At 42.2% G+C, this 18,000-nt stretch carries 20 protein-coding genes; 3 read left to right on the forward strand and 17 right to left on the reverse strand.

Features of this window, described 5'->3' with window-relative positions; all coding sequences use genetic code 11:
• The first annotated feature begins 116 nt into the window (after positions 1 to 116).
• Complete coding sequence (gene gltC, locus A374_RS04195; RefSeq protein ID WP_007200943.1) at positions 117 to 1,016, forward strand: glutamate biosynthesis transcriptional regulator GltC; 900 nt, start codon at positions 117 to 119, stop codon at positions 1,014 to 1,016.
• A gap of 60 nt (positions 1,017 to 1,076) precedes the next feature.
• The gene (locus A374_RS04200; protein WP_007200944.1) at positions 1,077 to 1,313 is read left to right on the forward strand and encodes a hypothetical protein; all 237 of its coding nucleotides are present in this window, start codon (positions 1,077 to 1,079) and stop codon (positions 1,311 to 1,313) included.
• Between the two features lie 399 nt (positions 1,314 to 1,712).
• On the opposite strand, the gene A374_RS04205 is transcribed toward A374_RS04200, so the two are convergent.
• The 6 genes from A374_RS04205 to A374_RS04230 form a co-directional block, all read right to left on the reverse strand.
• Positions 1,713 to 2,084 (reverse strand): STAS domain-containing protein, encoded by a 372-nt coding sequence (locus A374_RS04205; RefSeq protein WP_007200945.1) that lies wholly within the window; start codon positions 2,082 to 2,084, stop codon positions 1,713 to 1,715.
• Positions 2,085 to 2,112: 28 nt separating this feature from the next.
• Positions 2,113 to 2,892 (reverse strand): STAS domain-containing protein, encoded by a 780-nt coding sequence (locus A374_RS04210; RefSeq protein ID WP_007200946.1) that lies wholly within the window; start codon positions 2,890 to 2,892, stop codon positions 2,113 to 2,115.
• A 131-nt stretch (positions 2,893 to 3,023) separates the two neighbouring features.
• The gene (locus A374_RS04215; RefSeq protein WP_007200947.1) at positions 3,024 to 3,512 is read right to left on the reverse strand and encodes a hypothetical protein; all 489 of its coding nucleotides are present in this window, start codon (positions 3,510 to 3,512) and stop codon (positions 3,024 to 3,026) included.
• Between the two features lie 142 nt (positions 3,513 to 3,654).
• A complete protein-coding gene (locus tag A374_RS04220) occupies positions 3,655 to 4,839 on the reverse strand; it encodes a MalY/PatB family protein (protein WP_156793126.1) in 1,185 nt (394 codons plus the stop codon).
• Entirely contained in the window at positions 4,836 to 5,744 is a 909-nt protein-coding gene (locus A374_RS04225; protein WP_007200949.1) for an NAD(P)/FAD-dependent oxidoreductase, read from the reverse strand. Before A374_RS04225 ends, A374_RS04220 begins: the two co-directional genes overlap by 4 nt.
• Positions 5,745 to 5,912: 168 nt before the next feature.
• Positions 5,913 to 7,409, reverse strand: a complete 1,497-nt coding sequence (locus A374_RS04230; protein ID WP_007200950.1) for a M1 family metallopeptidase — start codon at positions 7,407 to 7,409, stop codon at positions 5,913 to 5,915.
• A gap of 223 nt (positions 7,410 to 7,632) precedes the next feature.
• Between A374_RS04230 and cbpA the strand changes: the two genes are divergently transcribed.
• Positions 7,633 to 8,280, forward strand: a complete 648-nt coding sequence (gene cbpA, locus A374_RS04235) for a cyclic di-AMP binding protein CbpA (RefSeq protein ID WP_007200951.1) — start codon at positions 7,633 to 7,635, stop codon at positions 8,278 to 8,280.
• Between the two features lie 67 nt (positions 8,281 to 8,347).
• Here the strand turns inward: cbpA and eutH are convergent, their stop codons facing one another.
• The 11 genes from eutH to A374_RS04290 form a co-directional block, all read right to left on the reverse strand.
• The gene (gene eutH, locus A374_RS04240; protein WP_007200952.1) at positions 8,348 to 9,625 is read right to left on the reverse strand and encodes an ethanolamine utilization protein EutH; all 1,278 of its coding nucleotides are present in this window, start codon (positions 9,623 to 9,625) and stop codon (positions 8,348 to 8,350) included.
• A 101-nt stretch (positions 9,626 to 9,726) separates the two neighbouring features.
• Complete coding sequence (locus A374_RS04245; RefSeq protein ID WP_007200953.1) at positions 9,727 to 10,083, reverse strand: BMC domain-containing protein; 357 nt, start codon at positions 10,081 to 10,083, stop codon at positions 9,727 to 9,729.
• Between the two features lie 8 nt (positions 10,084 to 10,091).
• Entirely contained in the window at positions 10,092 to 10,364 is a 273-nt protein-coding gene (locus A374_RS04250) for a EutN/CcmL family microcompartment protein (protein WP_007200954.1), read from the reverse strand.
• An 18-nt stretch (positions 10,365 to 10,382) separates the two neighbouring features.
• A complete protein-coding gene (locus A374_RS04255; RefSeq protein WP_007200955.1) occupies positions 10,383 to 11,018 on the reverse strand; it encodes a hypothetical protein in 636 nt (211 codons plus the stop codon).
• Positions 11,015 to 11,665 carry a phosphate propanoyltransferase gene (gene pduL, locus A374_RS04260; RefSeq protein ID WP_007200956.1) on the reverse strand — a complete coding sequence of 217 codons (651 nt, stop codon included), beginning with the start codon at positions 11,663 to 11,665 and terminating at the stop codon, positions 11,015 to 11,017. Before pduL ends, A374_RS04255 begins: the two co-directional genes overlap by 4 nt.
• 22 nt (positions 11,666 to 11,687) lie before the next feature.
• The gene (eutM, locus tag A374_RS04265) at positions 11,688 to 11,969 is read right to left on the reverse strand and encodes an ethanolamine utilization microcompartment protein EutM (protein WP_007200957.1); all 282 of its coding nucleotides are present in this window, start codon (positions 11,967 to 11,969) and stop codon (positions 11,688 to 11,690) included.
• A 31-nt stretch (positions 11,970 to 12,000) separates the two neighbouring features.
• Positions 12,001 to 13,536, reverse strand: coding sequence for an acetaldehyde dehydrogenase (acetylating) (locus A374_RS04270; protein ID WP_007200958.1), 1,536 nt, complete (start codon positions 13,534 to 13,536; stop codon positions 12,001 to 12,003).
• Positions 13,537 to 13,557: 21 nt separating this feature from the next.
• Positions 13,558 to 14,211: an ethanolamine utilization microcompartment protein EutL gene (gene eutL / locus A374_RS04275; RefSeq protein ID WP_007200959.1), complete on the reverse strand. Its 654-nt coding sequence runs from the start codon at positions 14,209 to 14,211 to the stop codon at positions 13,558 to 13,560.
• 13 nt (positions 14,212 to 14,224) lie between these two features.
• A complete protein-coding gene (eutC, locus tag A374_RS04280; protein ID WP_007200960.1) occupies positions 14,225 to 15,154 on the reverse strand; it encodes an ethanolamine ammonia-lyase subunit EutC in 930 nt (309 codons plus the stop codon).
• A gap of 18 nt (positions 15,155 to 15,172) precedes the next feature.
• Positions 15,173 to 16,534 (reverse strand): ethanolamine ammonia-lyase subunit EutB, encoded by a 1,362-nt coding sequence (locus A374_RS04285; protein ID WP_007200961.1) that lies wholly within the window; start codon positions 16,532 to 16,534, stop codon positions 15,173 to 15,175.
• A 15-nt stretch (positions 16,535 to 16,549) separates the two neighbouring features.
• Positions 16,550 to 17,968, reverse strand: coding sequence for an ethanolamine ammonia-lyase reactivating factor EutA (locus A374_RS04290; protein ID WP_007200962.1), 1,419 nt, complete (start codon positions 17,966 to 17,968; stop codon positions 16,550 to 16,552).
• Positions 17,969 to 18,000: the final 32 nt, after the last annotated feature.

Below are 18,000 nucleotides of genomic sequence, written 5' to 3' on the forward strand. Positions count from 1 at the left end.
GTCGCTCCCTCATTTCTAAAGATCTTTTTAACAGTGTAGGTTTAAAAATCAATATAAACAATATATAATTTAGATTGGAATGATCTATTATTGAGATGAATTGAGGAAAAGATACCATGGAACTACGACAATTATACTATTTTATGGAAGTAGCACATCGTGAACATGTTTCAGAAGCCGCTCACCATCTCCACGTTGCACAATCTGCGGTTAGTCGCCAAATCGCCAATCTCGAAAAAGAGCTCGGGGTGGATCTTTTCGAACGCGAAGGGCGAAACGTAAAGCTTACACCTGTTGGGAAAATTTTCTTAAATCATATTCAAACAGCGCTACAAGGGATTGATTATGCTAAGAAACAAGTGCAAGAATACTTAGATCCAGAGCGCGGTAGTATTAAAATCGGGTTTCCAACAAGCTTAGCAAGTCATCTGTTACCTACGGTGATTAGCGCCTTTAAACAAGAGCATCCACACATCGCCTTCTTGCTTCGACAAGGCTCTTATCATTTTCTTACGGAGGCTGTCGCCAAAGGAGAGATTAGTCTGGCGTTTATCGGACCGGTTCCTTCTTCGCCTGCGCTTACCGAACATATTTTATTTACAGAAAAAGTTTCTGCCCTTTTACCTGCTCATCATCCGTTTGCAGAGAAAGAAGAACTCATTTTAAATGATTTACGTCATGAACCTTTTGTTATGTTTCCAAAAGGATATATTTTGCACACGCTCGTGGCCGATGCTTGCCGAAATGCCGGTTTCACACCGAACATTGCGTGTGAAGGCGAAGATTTGGATGCAATTAAGGGCCTAGTGACGGCGGGGATGGGTATTACGTTATTACCCGACAGTTCTTTTTATGAAACAACCCCTCGCTATACCGTAAGAAAGCGCATTGCGATCCCGATCGTTGAACGTACAGTTGGCATTATTTCGTCCGCCACGCGAAAGTTAGCTCCGTCCGAAAAAGTGTTTTATGACTTTGCAACAGCATTCTTTGCAACGTTAGAGCAATATCAATAAGGACTTCATTGACACTTTTTTATATCGTTTATAAAATGGTAAAAAAAGGAGTTGTTTGTCATGAAACGTAAATTAATTAGGGATCCATTAGTCGTTTCTCTATTGACGATGATTGCACTCTATAGCATCGGCTTTCTATGGAATCTTGATTTTTTACACTGGCACTTCCATCTCCAAACGAGTGAGCCATTTCAACTCAACATAAATGCCTCTTATGGGCCATTTATAGCGGGTATAGTCGCTGGTTTCATCACAGAGAGAATATTAAAGAAGCGCTATGATCGCTTGACTGCGTAAAGTATTTACGCAAAAAAAAGAGAGAGGTAGAAAGCATGAACACATCTTGTTCACTTTCTACATCTCTTGTATTCGTTGTTGCTTTTGCAATCGCGCAACCGCATAGAGTAGCAAATACCGTTCACGTAACGTTAACCGCCGCCAGTCTTTCACTTTATATTTCATAACACCGCCTCCATCCGCTATAGACTTAAAAAATCGATTGAAAGCTATTGAGCTATTTAATCATTGTACCTTATATATACCACGCTAATCGCTTACCAAACGCTTCCTGAATAAAAATCGTTCAGCAAATATCAACAGTTTCTGACGCCTCTCCTCCTCTTTTTCAACTTTTCCACACACTAGCGTCGAAAGGTTCCGAAAAAAAATGCACAAAAAAAATTCGAACGAGTAAACTCATCGCTCGAATTTTATTTCGTTTTCCATCTTTTTTAACGCTTCTAGACCACTTTCTATATCAAGTGCCGTCTTAATATGCTGCATTGAAATTCCCATCTCATGTAACGTAATAGCTACCGCTGGTTGCACACCCGTTAAAACAACTTTTGCTCCCATTAACTCTGCCATTTGTACACTTTCACTAAACACTTTTGCACTATATGAATCAATGATATCTAAAGCTGAAACGTCTAAGATTACACGGGCGGCACTATGACGCTGAATGTCACGTAAAATATCCTGTTGCAACGTCACGACCTTCTCATCATCTAGCTCCTCTTGAATCGAAACAAACAAAGAATCACTATACTTTAAGATTGGTATTCCCATCGTCACCAGTCCCTCCTTACGATATGAGCTATTGTAATAACAGCGAAGAGCGTTCTGGACTATAGGCTGAATCGACATGAATGACTTCATTTAAGTTACGCATAAAATAGGTCATATCTTGAATGTTTTTATTTTTTAACAGCATCGCGTGCTCAGGTTTCAAACCAACAACATAACAGAGCGCACCTACTAAATTTAATTCGCGAATGAGCTCACAAAATCCTTCGAACCCACTTGCCGTTAATTTCTCCACTGAACTAAAATCAAAGAATACACTGTTTAATGCCCCATCGTAGACGAGTTGAATAAGTGTTTCTTTATTTTCAGTAATTAACGCTTCATTCAAATCACCTGTAAATGGTACAAGCCCTACACTTTTAGATAAATGCACAAAGTGAGCCGATAATTCCAAGACGCGCTTTAACGACTTTTCTAACTGCTCTTTTTGCTCAAACAATTCAAAGTTTGTCTGGGCCAGTCGCTCCGATTGATGTTGTACTTTCTCTTCGAGTACTTTAAGCTTTTCCGATTGTTCTAAGCAAACTAAATGCCCCACATCCTCATGCCACTGAATGGAACAACTAAATAGAGCAAAGGGTGTTGCAATCGTGTGTAGAACAAGTTCTATTTCCTTATGATACTCGGGAGACAACAAGAAAAGAGACGCCTTTTCTTTGCTCTCTGCATCAACAAGTTCTAAAAAATTTGTTTTTTCGAGAAAGGTTTCTACACTTTGATCCGAACGGGCTAAGATATTAAACTGTTTATCAATTTCAAAATAAGGAATAGGCATATGCTTTATCGCCATCTAACCCCCCCTAATCCTTACGATTTTGAAAAAAAAAAACGAGAAACGACACATGTAGTTCGCTACTCGTTTATTATCAATGGGTTAATTTTACTGTAACATAAAATGACACGATTCTCAATGAAGAGCATTTAGTTTCTCCAGACGATGGATCCCGTTTGCTTTTCTTCATCTAACTCTACGATAAATCCATGTTTTTCATAAAAATAAACAAGCCGATCCACATGATCCCAATCTCGTTTTGCAATATCTCCTGTTATACACGGAATGTTATGCTCTCGGGCAATTTCCTTTAAATACGGCATACAGATGGAGCCATAGCCCTTGTTAGCTGGACCCCGAATATCACCGATAAAGATTCCGTCCTCTCCTTTAAAAGCCGCATCAATTGAATAGTCCCACGTACCTTGAAAAGAGGACGCACAGTCATTTAACATTATTTTGCACTGATGCTGATTTTCTTGCTTATACACAATTGTTAAATGCTCATCCTTACTTTGTTCTACACCGACAACGTCCCATCGTTTGGCAATTTCTTTTAGATCATTTTGCATACGTAATACTTGAAATTCAAGGTCACTAACCTCATTCATTGCACGTTCTGCTACCATCGTTGACATGTGGAACCTCCTTTCCATTGTTTTTTCCGTTTCATCACACAAGTTCTTATTTTAATAAAATAATGACGTGGCTGCAAAGTGGAGAATAACGCATATAAGAAGATAAAAAGAGATGAAGCGCTGTTTTAAGCGCTTCATCTCTTCATAGCCGAGTTTTTATACGGTTTACGGCTGTTTCGAGCCGATTTAGCCCTTCTTTTAACGTTTCCAGTGGACAAGCAATATTCATGCGTTCAAACCCTTGTCCATTTGTTCCAAAAATATAACCTTCATCTAAAGCAAGACCAGCTTCTTTTTGCATCACTGCTTCAAGCGCTTTAAAATCGATGGATAACTTTCGACAGTCTAGCCATACAAGATACGTTCCTTCTGGCTCAATGACCGTGATCTCAGGAAGCCGCTCCGCGATAAACGTCTTAAGATAAGCAATGTTTTCTTCTAAATAGAGAAGCAATTCATTAAGCCACGCTTCGCCGTGTTGATAGGCTGCTTCCGCTGCAACAATCCCGAGCGCCCCTGGGGACGAAAATCCATTTTTCTCAAGATGCTCTATAAAAAGCTGCCGTCTTTTTTTATTCGGAATGATAAGCGCCGAAAATTGTAAACCTGCTAAATTAAACGTTTTGCTCGGTGCAATGCCAGTCAATGTTCGTTGTTCTATTTCTTCATTTAAAGAAGAGACAACGGTATGCTCATAATTGGAATAGACAAGGTCATGATGAATTTCGTCTGCAAATAATAACACTTCATACTGAATACAAAGCTTTGCGAGCTGCGTAAGTTCATCTTTTCGCCATACGCGTCCAATCGGATTATGAGGACTGCAAAGCAACATCATTTTAATATGACCACTTGCCATTTTCTCTTCTAAATCACGAAAATCGATTGTATACTGTTGCCCATCAAATTGTAACGGACTATCATAAAGCGTTCGTTTATTTTTCGTAATCAGGTTAGAAAATGGATAATAAACAGGGCTTTGCAGGAGGATGCCATCGCCCTCTTTCGTATACGTTTGGATGGCCGCAGCGATCGCTGGTACGATTCCCGCTGTAAAAACAAGCCATTCTGGATCCACTGTCCAACCGTGTTTTCTTTGCAACCACGTCGTGATCGCTTCACGCGTTTGTTCTGTTGCTTTTGAATAGCCAAAAATACCGTGAGCAATTCGTTCACCCAAGGCGTCTAGCACAGGTTGTGGCGCCTTAAAATCCATGTCTGCTACCCACATCGGTAAGAGCGCTTCTCCTCCAAATAGTTGATCCACATGATCCCACTTCACAGAATGTGTATTCTTTCGATCGAATACATCATGAAAGATACTCACGATTTCTTCATCCCCTTTAACTTTTTTTGTATCCAAATGGCCGCTTGGACACCGTCTCCCATCGCAATAGCCACTTGTTCAGAGTGAGCCGTTACATCACCAGCTGCCCATATGTTGTGTATTGACGTCTCTTTCGTTCTCGCATCCGTTACAATATGTCCCTTATGCATATGAACACCAAGGGAGCGCAGCAATTCGGTATGTACGATATTGCCTCCAAAAGCGACAAAAGCACAGTCTCCCATTAAGAGAGAGTCGTCTTCTAATTGCACACCTGCAAAGATTGAAAAGCGTGACGTTATGATGGCTTTCACCTTTTTTTGCACATAAGAAATTCCTTGCTGTTGCAAGGCGTGCTTTTGGTTTGCACTAAGCAGTGGATCTTCATGATGAATATACGTGACTCGTCGGGCCCAGCTTAGCAACGCCAATGCCATTTGACACCCTGCCTCGCCAGCTCCTATGACGATTACGTTACGATCAAGCGCTTCATACCCATCACAGTCTGGACAAATATAAATGCTTTCGCCTAAACATTCTTTTAATGAAGGAATAGCTGGTAATCGGTCGGTAATGCCCGTTGCTAGCAACAAAGTTTGCGTTTGCCATTGCGTCGTAGCTGTTGAGACAACAAACGTCCCATCTCCTTGCCGCTCGATGGCTGTAACGTAGTCAGAGACAATCGGTACACCAACCTTCTCAAGTTGTTTTTGCCCATTTTCTCGTAAAGTTTTTCCACTGACACCGTCAGGATAACCTAACAAATTACGATATTTTCTACAGAGAGACGAGCGCCCGGAATGAGCGTCTACAAGCAAGACGTTGCGCTGATAGCGCCCGAGCTGTATGCCCGCTTGCAACCCCGCAATGCCGCCCCCAATAATAAGACATTCATATTGTAGCAACGTTCCACCTACTTTTTTAGAATCTCTCTTTACTATGTCCAAAAAAGGGAGGCAGATGTCTTCTTTTTGTTAGTATGAAGAGAACAGGAAAAAATTGCAACAAATCCAACTTCATACAAAAAAGCTGTTTACGTAGGCAGTAAACAGCTCTAGAAACGCATCCTTATTTTATTTAGCTACAATGCGATGATCTTGGAAGAATTCCCCTAAGTTTTTCCCGCTCTCGCGTTGCATAATGGTCATAAAGTCTTTTGTAGTCGTTACTTTAAATTTCTTTTCTTTAAAGTACGCTTTCATGGCTTTATAGAACACATCATCGCCCAATTTCATTCGTAAATCATTCAATGTTCGTGAACCATAATCATAAATCATTTGATAGTAAGCATTTATGCCAGAACTGCCGTTCGCTGTAAACGCTGAAACCGGAGAGGATAACAAGTAATTACCAACCGGCGGTGTTCGCAATTGATTGAGTGTATTGCCGTATAACGCTTGAGAATAAGCGGCAAACGATTCATCTAACCACGGCTCATCGTATTCGTTATCGCCAATAATGCCATAAAACCACTGATGACCAATTTCATGAGCGGTGACTGATTTTACCCATTCTTGCGAGCGTGGTCCCGCAATACTAATCATCGTAAGCTGTGGATATTCCATCCCGCCAAACCAACCTTCCATGCCAACGATATCAAGCTCTGGCCATGGATAGGTGCCAAAATGATCGGAGAAAAGTTTAATACTTTTTAACCCAGACTCCATCATGCTATCGGCATATTTTGCTTGCAGATCATTATAATAAACGTTCACTTTTACACCATTCACACGCTTGGATTTCACTTTATACGTTGAATCCATTTCAAGCGCAAAGTCACGAACATCTTTCGCTTTATAATGATGCAGTGCTAAATTGCCCATTTTTTGTGGTTTGCCTACCTCTGTTCCTGTGGCGGCAATCACTTGTTTTTTATCTGTTGTCCATTTCACATCATAATCGCCTGTTAGCGAGTAAAACGATTCACCGGCTTCATAATACGGATTTATATTCCAGCCTTTCTGATCATAAACGGCAAGAATCGGAAACCAGTTACCAAGGGAAGTCGTCGTTTTGTACCAACCGAAGCGATCTGGTAAGTTAGGAACGTTCACCGTAAAATCCATCGTAACTGTTGACTTTTGATCTTTTTTCAATGACAGAGAAGGAATGTGGAGAGCCGTATCATCAACGTTATACACGGCACGTTTGCCGTTCACTTTAACGTGACTGACATCCATGCCTCCATTGTTTGAACGATACATTTTTGCATTGCCCCATAAGTTAAAATAGAGCTCATCTAATTTCTTTTTCGTATTGTTTAAAAATGTGACAGACAATTTCCCCGTAATCCGATGTTTTTTACCATCATAATACGCTTGGATTTTATAATCTGGGTGAGTCGGACCGACAACACCTTTCATACCAGCGTCTTTATTGCTGGCAGCAAATGGCGCTTTAGGTACCATCCCGTCGAACTTAAAAGACTTACCTTGTTGAAGATGAGGGTTTGCTTGCGGCAACTGATTCTTGTGTGGTGAAGCAAATGCGTGTGATCCTGAAAATAAACTTGCTGCAATCATTGCTGCTGACGCGGATGCAACCAATGTTTTCTTTTTCAAATTTCTCATTCATACGCCTCCCTTTATTTGTTACTCTGTTTAAATTCCAGATTATTCTAAAAAATCCCTTCCGACAAAAGCAGGAACTACACGACAAATTTTTATCTGTCAAAAGTACTAGTTCTAGAACAAATTCGCTGTTTTTTTTTAGAAAAAATAGTGTGAAACGGAAGGAATTTAGATAGTTGTGTCGAATAACTGAGAAAGTACATTATTTCAAGGGGGATCTTCAATGAAAATTAAGTCGCACTATATCCCAAAAACGAAAGTTACGTATGTAACCGAAAAAACGACCATCGCAGAAGCAAGACATCGTCTTATAGAATCAGGCTATCGTTGTATACCTGTTCTTGATGAGAGCGAAACACACTTTCGTGGACTCATCTATAAAGAAAGTACGTCTGATTATATTATTGATGGTGTGGGCTCGCTTACTGAACCGGTCACCTCGTTATTAAAAGAACAAGACAGCTTTATTAACGAAGAAACTCCTTTTTACCAAGCTTTATTTTCCATTCGCAGACTTCCCTTTTTAGCTGTTGTCAATGAACAACACGTCTTTCTTGGCATTTTAACGCACTCGAAAGTAATGGATATCATTGAAGATTCTTACGGACTGAAAAAAGGTGGCTATGCCTTAACGGTTTCTACTACAGAAGGAAAAGGCTCCCTACGAAAATTATTTGCTGCCATTCCTGATGACTATAATATTGAAGGCGTCTTCACGCAAGATGCTGGGAAATCGTTTGTACGCAGAATTGTCATCACGTTTAACTCCGTTCTAACTGAAAAAGAAACAGATGCGCTTATTTATAAAATTGAACACTCTGGCTTCAAAGTAGCTGATGTAGAAAATGTAAAGGACCATGCGACGCACTAAGCATGATTACCATAAAAAAAGAACGATGGCAAAAGAGCTCGCTCTTTTGCCATCGTTCTTTTTTAACTTATACGGTTTTCACTTCAGGAAGAGGACGCTCTTCCACAAGACCTTCTCCTTCATATTCCGATAGATGGCGAACGCCTGTTGCAAAATCTTGCTGCTCTAACTCCATCGCCTTTGGAACAGATAACCAATAAGCAAAACCAACGGCAATGACACCTGCACCAAATTTCCCAAGTAAGATTGGTAAGATTAACGATGGTTGAAAATTGGCTGTAAAGGATAGATGATCGCCAAATAAAAAGGCTGAACATACCGCAAAGGAAATGTTGACCACTTTATCTTTCGCACGCATGAATTTCACGAGACGAAACATCGCTAAAATATTCGCGCAAGACGCTAACAGTCCTGCACTTCCAGAAGCACCAAGTCCTAATTTGCGCCCCATAGCATTCAACGGTCTTGCGCCGAATTTTCGAATCATATACACCATCGGAAACGCTCCACAAAGCATAATACCGATATAACCTGCTGTTTCTAGTGCACGGAATTGATCTTTCTTATCGGCAATAATAGGATCAAAGCCCCACGAACCAAAGAGCGCCGAAAAGGCACCTGTAAAGTATTCAACAATTGCAAAAACTAAAACGAGTTTAATGCCTGCATCCATTAGTTTTCCAAACCACATAAAGCCTTTAATCATCACATCAGGATAAAATTTTAGACCGAGGGCAAGGACAACTACAAAAATAATTAACGGCGATAAATTTAAAAGAATTTGCCCAAGTGTTAGTGATAGTTGATAACTACCTTCACCGCCCGTACTAATGACGCCACGAACATTTGCATTCATTAACATCATCGTGACACTGGCAATAAAGACACCAATCGGAATCGTCAACACACCCGACATCACACCTAACGCCATATATTTATGATCGCGCTTATCAAGCATGGCTAGTCCAACTGGAATAGAGAATACAATCGTTGCTCCAGATATAAAGCCAACCGTCATCGCCATAATCCAGCTTTCCTTCGTAGCCGCTAGCGCATTGGCGAGTTGATAGCCACCCATATCTACCGCAATAATCGTTGTCGCAGCTATCGCCGGATCTGCCCCAACGGCATGAAACAACGGTCCGCATACTTTTTCAATAAAGGCCGATAAATAAGGAATGGCCGCCATAATACCTGCTGCCGGGACAAAAATATAGCCAACGGAATGCAATCCTTCCATAAACTCGCGCCCAATGCCGTCCTCACTGTTTTTAATGGCCGCAAAGGCACCAATAACCGCACACGCCATAATGACATAAATCACATACGTTCCAATCTGACTCAAAGGATAACCCCTCCTTTTTACTTTTACTTTGAAAGCACTTACATTTCTATGAATCAAGTAACCCGCTCATCGTAAAAGAGGTACGGGTTACTTGATTTAGATTATTTACTTTTTTTCTTCGGTGCTGTCTTTACGTCTGCCTCTTCATCTCTTGATGTTTCTTTCGGTTTCAAGACGTTTGGCTTCGCAGCAGGCTGTAACATACCGGCTAATTCATCATCTGGACGTGGAATAATATGACTCGACACGAGTTCTCCGACGCGCATCGCTGCTTCTCTTCCAATCTCAACAGCCGCCTGTACGGCACCAACGTCACCTTCGACTAAAACGGTAACGAGCGCACCATCGACTTTCTCCTGCTTTAATAGCTTTACATCAGCTGCTTTAATCATGGCATCAGCTGCTTCAATTGAGCCGATTAAACCTTTCGTTTCGATCATACCAATTGCTTTTCCCATAAGATTATTCACCTCTTCTCAACATCGATCGAATCGACAATACCAATAACGACTGAATCGAGAGGAACATCGTGATCATCCATTACAAAACGCGCTGCACTTCCGTTCGTAATCATCACTTTATCACCTAAACCGGCGCCTACTCGATCTGCAGCAATAATTGGCGAATCAACTGCTGTTCCATCGGGATTTTCTAATTGCACAAACAAAAATTTTAAACCGGTTAGTCCCTCTTCTTTTCGGGTAGCCCAAATATTACCTATAACCGTGCCTAAGCGCATCCCATCACCCCAAATCGCTTACGTTCTACTAAGCGTGATCTCTTTTCTTCTTGCCGCATCTCGTGCCAACGGCGTAACAATGGTTCCCGGTGCAAGCAGCAGTGTTTGTTCAGTGAATGCTTCGACTGCACGTTCGGTTAATAAAGGGGCATCATAGACGGCAGTAGATGAAGAGACTTTCGTTTCCTGCTGCTCATGAAGCCATTGCTCCATTGTCGTACAGCTCACACCAAAAGCTTCTAATCTACTTTTTTGATTGTGTAAGTAAGCCTTATACGCACTGTTTCCATTAAATTTAAAAGAGTCCTCGTAAGACAGAAACAATGTTGGTTGTAATCCTTGGTGCAACGCTTCGGCAAGCGCTTTACTTTTTGCCGTATCCGTTAAACCTAATGCACCACGCACAATCAAATCTTGATCACAATTTAAAAATATAATGTCGCTTTCCTTCTTTACGTCGAGATCCTTTTGTAGCGAAGAAAGCACGGTAAGCTCATAGCGCTGACCGATCGCTTGCGTTAGCTTATTCATGCTCCCTTCATCCTCCACCTCTCCCCATACGTAAAGATGTGGTTTTACGGGAAGCGCTGACAGTTGTTGAAGTACTTCTTGAACAATGGTAGCAATAAGCGTTGCATCCACAGAAGTTGTCATGACGTAGTTGTTCCCTTCAACAACGTGCCTGTCACTACTCCCGAAACAGCAGCAGCGTTTGCTTCATCCGTATCAATATGCATTTCACACGTATAGCGGTCAGATATGCGAATCAATACATCATGAAAGGCGACTGGCCGTTCTGATGAAATAACAACCGTTACTTTTTCCCCATCAGCTACATTAAAGCGCTGACCATCTTCAACACTCATATGAATATGACGTTGGGCGACGATGACGCCTTCTTCAAGTACGATGCTTCCTCTGGGACCAATCAGCACACATGAAGCAGAGCCCTTAATATCTCCCGACTGACGAAGCGGTGGCTTAATCCCTATTTTCAAGGCATCGGTCAGGGAGATCTCCACTTGGGTAGCATTACGAACGGGTCCTAAGACACGAACCCGTTCGATGCTTCCTTTCTTCCCAGCAATCGTAACCGTTTCTTCGGCTGCAAATTGTCCAGGTTGTGATAAATCAGCTCTATGTGTTAATTCATACTGAGGTCCAAATAAGATCGTCACATGCTCTTGTGAAAGATGAACATGACGCGCGGATACAGCGATCGGAACACTGTTTTGTTCAGTTTGTTCTTGAAGTTTATGAACGACTTGTTCTACGATAGAGCGAACCATTTGCTCATTCACAGGTGATCGCCTTCCTTTCTATTTAGAGCAATTCTCCCTTTGGTAAAATCGCTTCTAATTCGTTATGTGGACGTGGAATTACGTGAACAGATAATAGTTCACCAATTCGTTGTGCAGCCGCTGCTCCTGCTTCAGTTGCTGCTTTTACTGCTCCTACATCACCACGTACGAGTACTGTAACTAACCCGCCACCTACATGAACTTTTCCTACAAGATTAACATTTGCTGCTTTTACCATTGCGTCCGCTGCCTCCACTGATGCAACAAGACCTTTCGTTTCAATCATTCCTAATGCGTTAGACATTTTTAGTTCCTCCTCAAGGATTGGTTATTTTTTAGTGTGATTGTTTTGCTAACGTTGCACTTACTAGTTTCTTAATGGCAACAGGATCATTCGCCATCTCAGGACTAGCTTTCGCTAGCACTTGAGCGACAATCGCTTGAATGCTGTCATCTGTTGCGAGCTGTGTTTCCTGTTGCTCGTCGTTTACAGTTGTTTCAACTGCTTTTTCTACGACAATGTCTCTTGTTCCATACGCCACACGTTTTTTCATAAACAAATGGGTAACCGTTACGTTGTCAGATGTCACATTCCCGCCATACGTTCCGCAACCGAGTGTAAAGGATGGCTTCAAGTTCGTTGTTGCACCAACAGCCCCAAGTGCTGAAGGCGTATTAACAAGCAAACGGGAAACAGGCATTTTTAAGGCGAACGTTTTAACGATTTCATCGTCCGATGTGTGCAGCGCAAGCGAATGACCACGGCCGCCAAGCGCAAGAAGTTGATTGGATAAATCAAGCGCTTCCACTGAATCACTTGCTGTATAGAATGCAAACACAGGTGCTAGTTTTTCAATCGAAAACGGCACATGTTTGCCGACTTCTGTTTCGAAGGCAATTAATAACGTTGTCTCGCTTGGCACGGAGATGCCGGCCATTTTTGCAATGACTAGCGGCGACTTCCCAACGATTTTCGGATTTAATTTGCCTGGAAGTGGAGAAATCGTTGTCTCCATCTTTTTCTTTTCTTCATCGTTTAAAAAATAAGCACCGCGGTTTTTTAATTCACGAACCGCCATTTCTTTAATATTCTTATCGACAATAATGCTTTGTTCTGAAGCACAAATGGTTCCATAATCAAATGTTTTGCTATCAACGATATGGCCGACAGCGGCTTTTACATTGGCCGTTTTTTCGATATACGCTGGAACGTTACCTGGTCCAACGCCAAAGGCCGGCTTTCCTGAGCTATACGCTGCGCGTACGAGTCCGCTGCCACCAGTAGCAAGAATAACGTTAACGTCACGGTGCTTCATCAACTGCTGCGTTGCTTCCATCGTAGGCGATGAGATCCAACCGATGAGGCCTTTAGGCGCTCCCGCTTTTTCAGCGGCTTCAGCGCAAATTTCCGCTGCCGTAATCGTACAGTTCTTTGCCGATGGATGCGGACTAAATACGATGGCGTTACGTGCTTTAACCGCAATTAGCGTTTTGAAAATGGCGGTTGATGTTGGATTCGTTACTGGAACAATGCCAGCAACGACGCCATATGGAACAGCAACCTCTATTACTTTTTGACGCTGATCTTCTTGAAGAATGCCGACCGTTCTAACATCTTTAATCGATTCATAAACGTCTTTAGAACCCACTTGGTTTTTAATCTCTTTATGTGCGACAACGCCAAGACCTGTTTCCTCTACAGCGAGCTTTGCCAGGTGAAGAGATTGCGCATACGCCGCATCAGCGATTGCTTGCACGACAGCATCCACTTGCTCTTGCGTAAACGTACTGAAAATTTCTTGTGCTTCTTTTGCTTGTTGTACAGCATTTCTCATTTCTTGTAAGGAAACGAGATCGTGATCAAATGCCATGATATGGCTCCTTTCTCTTCCTTAATAGCTTCTAGGTGACTTTGCTATGGAAATAATTGCTTCTCTAAAGGCTTCTGCTGCGGCACGGCATGCTGATTCCGTTCCTGTTACTAAGCCTCCACCATAATTTGTTTCTGAAGGTGGTCCGTAAAAGGTCGCAAGTTGTACGTCAGCTGCTTTCAACGCATAGTCAAGACCAACAACCGCTTCAAGCGGAGGAGCAATTAAATAGGCAAGAGGCTGTCCTATAGCAATTCCAGCCACTTTTGATAAGTAACTGCCTGTTCGTGAAATTACGTGGGCAAACAGCGCATGGTTGCCTTCTTCATCAAGCGCCTCAAAAGCCGCTTCATGCTCAATCGTATGAATGGCCGCATCAATACCACTTCTTACCTCATCGGGAGTCGGACCGGCAACAATGCCGATAAATTCTCCGGAAAGTGGGCCAGAAGCATGACTAGCACCAGCATAAAACGATTTAGCATACGCTACTTCGACATTCGCTTGTTTCGTGGCCTCATCAAGTGCTGTAAAGCCCACATCATCGCTCGTCGTTGTTAAAATCCCTAAACTTTTAAACGACGATGGAACATGAAGCGCCTCACATAGAGCAGCATCTGCATTCGGAATAAGCCGTACAGCTAAAATGTCCGTTTGTATTCTTCGTAAGCTCACTCGTTGTCCCTCCTTATTTTTCTTTCTGTAGCAAGGAAACGCCGCTCGCTTTAAAGGTTAATACTTTCTTAATAACATTTCCTAAGTAAGCCCCAGCCTCTGCCGGTGGAATTCCACCTCTATGAATATTGGAAACAACCATACGATCCGCTTCAATCGTTCCTTTGCGCGGCTGATAGCAAATATAGGCACTTAATGATTCAGCGGAAATTAACCCTGGTCTTTCACCAATTAATAAAATAATAACGTCTGGTTGTAACAATTCACCGATTTCATCCATAACGGCCACTCGGCCATTTTTCACGAAAAAGGGTGTGCCCGTTTGAAAACCTAATTGATTTAACGATTGTGATAGCGATAAGTACACATCTTCCGCATTTTGTTCGATCGCTTCCGAACTTAAGCCATCCGAAATCACGATTTGTACTTGTGGATTTTTTTCACACTGTGATTCAATCAGTTTTTTGCTGTCTTCATTTAACTTGCGACCAAGATCTGGACGACGAATGTATTCTTCTTGTGTTTCGGTGGACGTTTGGACAGAAAACCACTTCATGCGTGATAATAGATCCTCAGTCACTTTGCCATATACTGCATCGACAGCCGCCGCATGATCTAATCGAAATTTCAAGAGTGCGTTCGTTTTAGGTCGAACACCCGCGCGTCCAATACCAATACGGGCTGGTGTTTTCTCTTGATTTTCTAAAAGCTTTTCTTTGTTCTTTGGAGACGCTACTGTTGAATAAAAAGTAGGTTCTTCAATTGCTTCTTCGTCACTACGCGTTGTGTCAGTCACTTCTCCGAAGGTAGGTTTCGTATTTAAATTGTTATAAATTTTCACCATACGCATAGAAGCTGGTGGTTTTACTGAAGCGCTATGCTGCTCCACCTTTAATTCCTCTAATACCATGCTTGTTACTTTTTCGATTAATGTGCGATCCATCTCTTTACATCACCTCCCTTAATGGAATAGTGTTAAATCTCCTGCAAGTCCTGTTAATTTGCCTTTTTCCATTAGACCCATTGATTCAAGCCAGCCTTCAAAATGAGGCGACGTTCGTTTACTCATCGTTTGGCGAAGTGTGGCAACGTCATGATAGCTCATCGATTGATAGTTCAACATACAATCATCACCCATCGGTGTTGCAATGATGAAGTTCACCCCAGCAGCTGTTAATAAAACACCAAGGTTTTCCATATCATTTTGATCGGCTTTAATGTGATTTGTGTAACAAATATCAACACCCATGGAAATGTTGTGCATTTTCCCCATAAAGTGATCTTCAAGACCTGCACGAATCACTTGTTTGTTATCATACAAATACTCTGGTCCAATAAAACCTACGACTGTATTTAAAAGAAACGGTTCATATTTGCGTGCAAAGCCATAGTTGCGCGCCTCTAGCGTAACTTGATCAATATCATAATGCGCCTCAGCGGATAGCTCTGAACCTTGTCCTGTTTCAAAATACAAACGATTCGGCCCTTTTGATGTTCCGAGAGAATTAATCATATCGTGCGCTTCATCAAGAAGGGATTGTGAGATCCCAAATGATTTATTCGCTGCTTCTGTGCCAGCGATACTTTGAAAAATCATATCTGCTGGTGCGCCTTCTTCGATCGCTTTCATTTGCGTCGTTACATGGGCAAGCACACAATTTTGCGTAGGAATCTTCCAATCTTGCATAAAATCATGCGTGGCATGAAGCAGGCGTTTCACACTTTCAACGGAATCATCGACCGGGTTAATTCCAATTACAGCATCACCAATGCCATACGATAATCCTTCTCGTAATGATGCGAGCATGCCTTCAACGTTGTCGGTCGGATGATTCGGTTGCAGACGAGAAGCAAGCACACCTTTTTGTCCAACCGGTGTATTACAACACGTAATAATCTCCATTTTACTCGCTGCAAACACGAGATCTAAATTGGACATGAGTTTCGTAACTGCTGCAATCATTTCACTATTGAGGCCAGTGCTTAACTTACGTAAATCACTCCCCAGCGTGTCATCTGCTAAAATATGTTCACGCAATTCCGAAACCGTCCAATTCCGCACCGCCATGTAGACTGTCTCGTTTATTTGCTCATCAATTAAACGCGAGACCGCATCCTCATCCGGAGATAAAAAGGGATAATCGCGGATATCTTTTAACGTAATTTCACTTAAAACATGCTTAGCAGCAATTCGTTCTTGGACCGTTTCCGCTGCTAGTCCCGCTAAGCGATCGCCCGACTTTTCTTCATTTGCTTTTGCAAATACTTCTTTTAAACTTTTAAACTGATATACTTGTCCGAGAAGTTTTGTTTGCAGCTTCATATCGTTCTCACCTTTCTATTTGTGAAAAGCTAATGTTTTCACAACGACTGGAACGACTTCTGACTGTAGCATGCTACCGATGTCAAGATAGTCGCCATTATCAATACTAATTTGATCAATACAAATAACAGGTCGATGAGGCACAATTGCTTGGATACACTGACCAAGAACTTTTGCTAAATCATTGGCCACAACAATCACGATTGGCAAGGCGTCATGGACTGTGTGGTGTAACGAGTCCACTAGCCAAACAGCCAGTTGCTGTATGTCTTTAAAGCGCAAGACACCAAGTCCTGATAAGAACAGCGCAAATAGATTTCCTTCCGCCAATGGATCATACAGTGCTCCCGCTTGCTCCATTTCTTTTCTAACAATCTGTTCATCAATTTGACCATTTGGAAAATGGAAGCGATGAACCGGTAGATTTTTTAATGGCAACACGTCAGGACTGACTTGAATCGTTGCTCCACTAATTTCTGTCGTTTGTGTTCCTGCGCCTAGCACGGTTGCACGAACCGTTTCCGTAGGCGTTACTCTTTGCCAACGCGCTAAGGCAGGGCTCTCTTTAAGCTTTTGCGCTAGCTTCACTCCGATATCGTTATAGTGACCATCACAACGATCGCTGTAATATAAACACTCACTTACGCCTCCAGAAAACATGATCACTTCTACCTCGTCAGACCAATCAGGTACATGACCGAGCAGAAAAGGATGATGTTGTAATTCCTGACTGCCTTGTAAAGCTAAGACGAGCGTTCGCACCATCTCTTCTAATAACGCATCTACATGAGCCATGTCGACATTATTAATGCCTCTAGTACGTGCCCATTGCATGACCGGTTTTGAAACATGCGTCACCACATTGTCTTGAAATTGAATTAAACGCCCCCCGACGTGAAGGGTACATGTGCCGCATAGTTTACCAGCTTTATAGACAGCTAGATTTGCCGTACCACCGCCAATATCAATATTCGCTACACATTGACCTGTTGCAATAGAATAGTCATACGCGCCTGATCCCTTCGCTGCGATGATGCCTTCTAGATCCGGTCCTGCGGTTGCGACAAGAAACTCACCCGCTTCGCTCGCCAAATCGTGAATCATTTCTGCTGCATTTTCCTTTGTCGCACTTTCACCGGTAATAATGACAGCTCCTGTTCGAATAGCGCTCGAAGCAATGCCCGCTTTTTCATATTCTCCATGAACGATTTCATGAATGGCAGGCATATTTAAGTGGGTACCACCATCTAGTAACGGCGTTTGAAAAATCGGACTGCGATACAAAATTACTTTATCAATAATTTCGATGCGCGGTACATGGCTTACACCTGCTGTATTTACAAGCGTAAATTCACTAATAATCATTTTTGTCGTGCTCGTTCCAATATCGATTCCAGCGCTTATGATCGTTTCTTTACGGTTGGCTCTTGACATCGTCTCCCCCCTTCTTCTCGTAAGATCGCCAT

It is taken from the genome of Fictibacillus macauensis ZFHKF-1, assembly GCF_000269865.1.
Classification (GTDB): domain Bacteria; phylum Bacillota; class Bacilli; order Bacillales; family Fictibacillaceae; genus Fictibacillus_C; species Fictibacillus_C macauensis.

Excerpts from the sequence above, each read along its gene's own strand:
- gltC (WP_007200943.1), top strand. The coding sequence starts at position 117 with ATGGAACTACGACAATTATACTATTTTATGGAAGTAGCACATCGTGAA.
- A374_RS04200 (WP_007200944.1), top strand. The coding sequence starts at position 1,077 with ATGAAACGTAAATTAATTAGGGATCCATTAGTCGTTTCTCTATTGACG.
- A374_RS04205 (WP_007200945.1), bottom strand. The coding sequence starts at position 2,084 with ATGGGAATACCAATCTTAAAGTATAGTGATTCTTTGTTTGTTTCGATT.
- A374_RS04210 (WP_007200946.1), bottom strand. The coding sequence starts at position 2,892 with ATGGCGATAAAGCATATGCCTATTCCTTATTTTGAAATTGATAAACAG.
- A374_RS04215 (WP_007200947.1), bottom strand. The coding sequence starts at position 3,512 with ATGTCAACGATGGTAGCAGAACGTGCAATGAATGAGGTTAGTGACCTT.
- A374_RS04230 (WP_007200950.1), bottom strand. The coding sequence starts at position 7,409 with ATGAGAAATTTGAAAAAGAAAACATTGGTTGCATCCGCGTCAGCAGCA.
- cbpA (WP_007200951.1), top strand. The coding sequence starts at position 7,633 with ATGAAAATTAAGTCGCACTATATCCCAAAAACGAAAGTTACGTATGTA.
- A374_RS04245 (WP_007200953.1), bottom strand. The coding sequence starts at position 10,083 with ATGGGAAAAGCAATTGGTATGATCGAAACGAAAGGTTTAATCGGCTCA.
- A374_RS04250 (WP_007200954.1), bottom strand. The coding sequence starts at position 10,364 with ATGCGCTTAGGCACGGTTATAGGTAATATTTGGGCTACCCGAAAAGAA.
- A374_RS04255 (WP_007200955.1), bottom strand. The coding sequence starts at position 11,018 with ATGACAACTTCTGTGGATGCAACGCTTATTGCTACCATTGTTCAAGAA.
- eutM (WP_007200957.1), bottom strand. The coding sequence starts at position 11,969 with ATGTCTAACGCATTAGGAATGATTGAAACGAAAGGTCTTGTTGCATCA.
- A374_RS04270 (WP_007200958.1), bottom strand. The coding sequence starts at position 13,536 with ATGGCATTTGATCACGATCTCGTTTCCTTACAAGAAATGAGAAATGCT.
- eutC (WP_007200960.1), bottom strand. The coding sequence starts at position 15,154 with ATGGATCGCACATTAATCGAAAAAGTAACAAGCATGGTATTAGAGGAA.
- A374_RS04285 (WP_007200961.1), bottom strand. The coding sequence starts at position 16,534 with ATGAAGCTGCAAACAAAACTTCTCGGACAAGTATATCAGTTTAAAAGT.
- A374_RS04290 (WP_007200962.1), bottom strand. The coding sequence starts at position 17,968 with ATGTCAAGAGCCAACCGTAAAGAAACGATCATAAGCGCTGGAATCGAT.